Origin of the sequence: Cellulomonas biazotea, assembly GCF_004306155.1 — a bacterium.
Taxonomy (GTDB): domain Bacteria; phylum Actinomycetota; class Actinomycetes; order Actinomycetales; family Cellulomonadaceae; genus Cellulomonas; species Cellulomonas biazotea.
The window spans coordinates 1-3844 of sequence record NZ_BIMR01000415.1; the positions used below are offsets into that span (position 1 = coordinate 1).

At 74.8% G+C, this 3844-nt stretch carries 4 protein-coding genes and 1 pseudogene; all 5 read right to left on the reverse strand.

What is annotated here, in order from left to right; translation table 11 throughout:
- Positions 1–770 (reverse strand): primosomal protein N' family DNA-binding protein (locus tag CBZ_RS19595; RefSeq protein ID WP_507762216.1); only part of this gene is annotated, 770 nt, incomplete at its 3' end.
- A gap of 61 nt (positions 771–831) precedes the next feature.
- Positions 832–2034, reverse strand: coding sequence for a methionine adenosyltransferase (gene metK / locus CBZ_RS19600; RefSeq protein WP_130783119.1), 1203 nt, complete (start codon positions 2032–2034; stop codon positions 832–834).
- Positions 2035–2077: 43 nt separating this feature from the next.
- Entirely contained in the window at positions 2078–3268 is a 1191-nt protein-coding gene (gene coaBC / locus CBZ_RS19605) for a bifunctional phosphopantothenoylcysteine decarboxylase/phosphopantothenate--cysteine ligase CoaBC (protein WP_130783120.1), read from the reverse strand.
- 9 nt (positions 3269–3277) lie between these two features.
- On the reverse strand, positions 3278–3541 hold the full coding sequence (rpoZ, locus tag CBZ_RS19610) for a DNA-directed RNA polymerase subunit omega (protein WP_130783121.1): 264 nt from the start codon (positions 3539–3541) through the stop codon (positions 3278–3280).
- A gap of 140 nt (positions 3542–3681) precedes the next feature.
- A pseudogene (locus CBZ_RS19615) lies at positions 3682–3844 on the reverse strand (guanylate kinase); the annotation flags it as partial.

The window sequence follows — 3844 nt, forward strand, 5'->3', positions numbered from 1 at the left end:
AGGACGCAGGCCGCGACCGCCTGCGCGACGGCGTCGTGCCAGCGGTCCCCCGGCCCGCCGGGCAGTGCCGACCACACCGCGCGGGGCGCCCCGCCCGACAGGACGTGCTGCACGAACGCCGGGCCGCCACGGTAGGCGAGCCACGCAGCGGCACCGGCACCGGTGGGCTCCGCGAGGCTGCTCGCCGTGACGGCGCGGTCGGACCGCGCAGGGCCAGCACCGTCGACAGGCGCGTCCGTCGCCACACGGGTGGGAGGTGCCGCAGGACCCGCGGTGCCGGGATCGGCACCCGCGACGCTCTCGACCGCCGGCTGATCGCCGGGCAGTGCGAACGTCTCCCCCTCGACGCGCGCGTGCCGCGACGGCACGGCCAGACGCAGGACGTCGGAGAGCGTCCCCGCCCACCGGTCGGCGACGGCACGCGCGAGCCGCAGGACCTCGGGGGCCAGCACGGGCTCCGCCGAGACGACGCGCCGCAGCGGCGCGAGCGTCCCCGTGTGCTCAGCCTGCTCGGCGCGCTCCAGCAGGAACCCGTCGACGTCCTGGCCGCCGAACCGGACCTTGACCCGCGCACCGGGCACAGCCGTCGCGTCGAGGCGCGCCGGGACGAGGTACTCGAAGGTGCGGTCGAGGTGCGGCGGCGACAGGTCGACGGCGACGCGCGCGACCGGCATCCGGGCGGCGGGCTCGAGCCCGGCCGCACCGATCCGCGACCGGCGCACCCGCGGGCCCGGCACGCCCTCGAGGACGAGCTGCTCGCCGGCCGTCACGTCCCCTCCGGACTTGCCGTCACCCGTCGGCACGTGCCGTGGTGCTCCGTGACCCGCGGCCTCAGCCGACGGCGGACAGCAGGTCGGCCGCGCGGTCGGTGCGCTCCCAGGTGAACTCGGGGAGCTCGCGGCCGAAGTGGCCGTACGCGGCGGTCCGCCGATAGATGGGCCGCAGCAGGTCGAGGTCGCGGATGATCGCGGCGGGGCGCAGGTCGAACACCTCGCGGATCGCGTTCGTCAGCCGCTCGACGGGCACCTCGCTCGTGCCGAACGTCTCGACGTACAGCCCGACGGGGTGCGCCTTGCCGATCGCGTACGCGACCTGGACCTCGCAACGGCGGGCCAGGCCGGCCGCGACGACGTTCTTCGCGACCCAGCGCATCGCGTACGCCGCCGACCGGTCGACCTTCGACGGGTCCTTGCCGGAGAACGCGCCGCCGCCGTGCCGGGCGAACCCGCCGTAGGTGTCGACGATGATCTTGCGGCCGGTGAGCCCGGCGTCGCCCTGCGGGCCGCCCACGACGAACGTGCCCGTCGGGTTGACCAGCAGCCGGTGCCCGCTGGCGTCGAGGTCGAGCGACGCCAGCACGGGCGCGACGACGTGCTCGGCGATCGCCGGGCGCAGGAAGGTGTCGAGGTTGACGTCGGGGTCGTGCTGCGTGGACAGGACGACGGTGTCGAGCGAGACCGCCCGGTCGCCCTCGTAGCCGATGGTCACCTGGGTCTTGCCGTCGGGCCGCAGCCCGGGGATGACGTCCTGCTTGCGCACCTCGGCGAGCCGCTCCGCGAGGCGGTGCGCGAGCCAGATCGGCAGCGGGAGCAGGCTCGGGGTGTCGTCCGACGCGTAGCCGAACATCAGGCCCTGGTCGCCCGCGCCCTGCAGGTCGAGCGGGTCCATGTCCGAGGAGTCCTCGCGGACCTCGAGCGCCTTGTCGACGCCCTGCGCGATGTCGGGCGACTGCTGGCCGATCGAGACGGAGACGCCGCACGACTCGCCGTCGAAGCCGATGTGTGACGAGGTGTAGCCGATGCCCCGCACGACCTGCCGCACGACCTGCGGGATCTCGACGTAGGCGCTGGTCGTGACCTCGCCCGCGACGTGCACGAGACCCGTCGTCACCATGGTCTCGACCGCGACGCGTGCGGCGGGGTCCTGCTCGAGGATCGCGTCGAGGATGGCGTCGGAGATCTGGTCGCAGATCTTGTCGGGGTGGCCTTCCGTCACCGACTCGGACGTGAACAGTCGCACGGAGGCCTCAGTCATGGCGGACAGCCTAGTGGCCGTGACCGACGGCCCGGGCACGTGTTCAGGACCGTGCGAGGACCGCGTCCCAGACGGCGTGGGCGACGTCGTCCTTGCTGCCCGCGGCGGTCGCCACGACCTCGCCGCGGCCGTCGAGGACGACGACGTCGTTGACGTCGGTGCCGAAGCCCCGGCCGTCTCCGACGGCGTTGACGACGAGCAGGTCGGCACCCTTGCGCAGGGCCTTCGCGCGCCCGTGCTCGAGGACCGAGCCGTCCGCGTCGCCGGTCTCGGCCGCGAACCCGACGACCACCTGGCGGTCGCGGAGGCGGTCGTGCGCGAGCTCGGCGAGCACGTCGACGGTCTCGACGAGTGCGATGGCCGGCGCCGCGCCGTCGCCGCGCTTCTTGATCTTGGCGTCCTGCGGCGTCGCGGGCCGGTAGTCGGCGACCGCGGCCGCCATGACGACGGCGTCCGCGTCCTTCGCGGCGGCCCGTACGGCGTCGCGGAGCTGCGCCGCGGTCTCGACGGGCACGACGTCGACGGCCGGGGGTGCCGGCACGGCGAGGTTGGCGGCGACGAGCGTGACGCGTGCCCCGCGTGCCGCGGCGGCCCGGGCCAGCGCGACCCCTTGCCGCCCCGAGCTGCGGTTCCCGAGGAAGCGCACCGGGTCGAGCGGCTCGCGCGTGCCCCCGGCGGAGACGACGACGTGGCGACCGGCGAGGTCCCGCGGCCCGACGAGGGCGAGCGCGGCGGCGGCGATCTCCTCGGGCTCGGGCAGCCGCCCGGGGCCCGTGTCGGTGCCCGTGAGGCGCCCGCTCGCGGGGTCGAGGACGTGCACGCCGCGACCGCGCAGCGTCGCGACGTTCGCGACCGTCGCGGGGTGCTCCCACATCTCGGTGTGCATCGCCGGCGCCATGAGCACCGGGCACCGCGCGACCAGCAGGGTCGCGGTCAGCAGGTCGTCGGCACGGCCGGTCGCAGCGCGGGCGAGCAGGTCGGCCGTCGCGGGTGCGACGACGACGAGCTCGGCCTGCTTGCCGACGGCGACGTGCGCCACCTGGTCGACGTCCTCGAAGACGTCGGTCGTCACGGGCTGGCCCGACAGGGCCTCCCACGTCGCGCGCCCGACGAACTCGAGGGCCGCGGTCGTGGGCACGACGCGCACGTCGTGCCCCGCCTCGCGCAGCAGCCGCAGCAGCAGCACCGCCTTGTACGCGGCGATGCCGCCGGCGACGCCCAGGACGATCCGCATGGGCGGGACTCAGCCCTCGGTGGCCTCGGAGGTGAGCAGGCCGGCGTCGATCTCGCGCATGGCGATCGACAGCGGCTTCTCCTGCGGGCGGGTGTCGACGAGCGGGCCGACGTACTCGAGCAGACCCTCGTTGAGCTGCGCGTAGTACGCGTTGATCTGGCGGGCACGCTGGGCCGAGTACAGCACGAGGGCGTACTTGGAGTCGGCACGCTCGAGCAGCTGGTCGATGGGCGGGTCGGTGATGCCCGTGGGGGCGGCGACGGTTCCGGACACGGTGGTCTCCCGAGAGTCGAGGGGGTCGAGGAGGACGACGTCAGGTCGTGACGAGAAGTCCCGCCAAGGACGAGACGGCGCCGACCAGGGCCGCCCGGTGCCGACCGACGGGCCGGCGAGGACAGAGCCTGCGGACCATCCTACCTGGTCGCGATCCCCATCACCCGGACCAGCTCGTCCGTGGCCCGGTGCACGTCGTCGTTGACGATGACGTGGTCGAACTCCGACTCGGCGGCGAGCTCGACGCGCGCGGTCGCGAGGCGGCGCTCGCGCTCCTCGGCGCCTTCGGTCCCCCGCCCCACC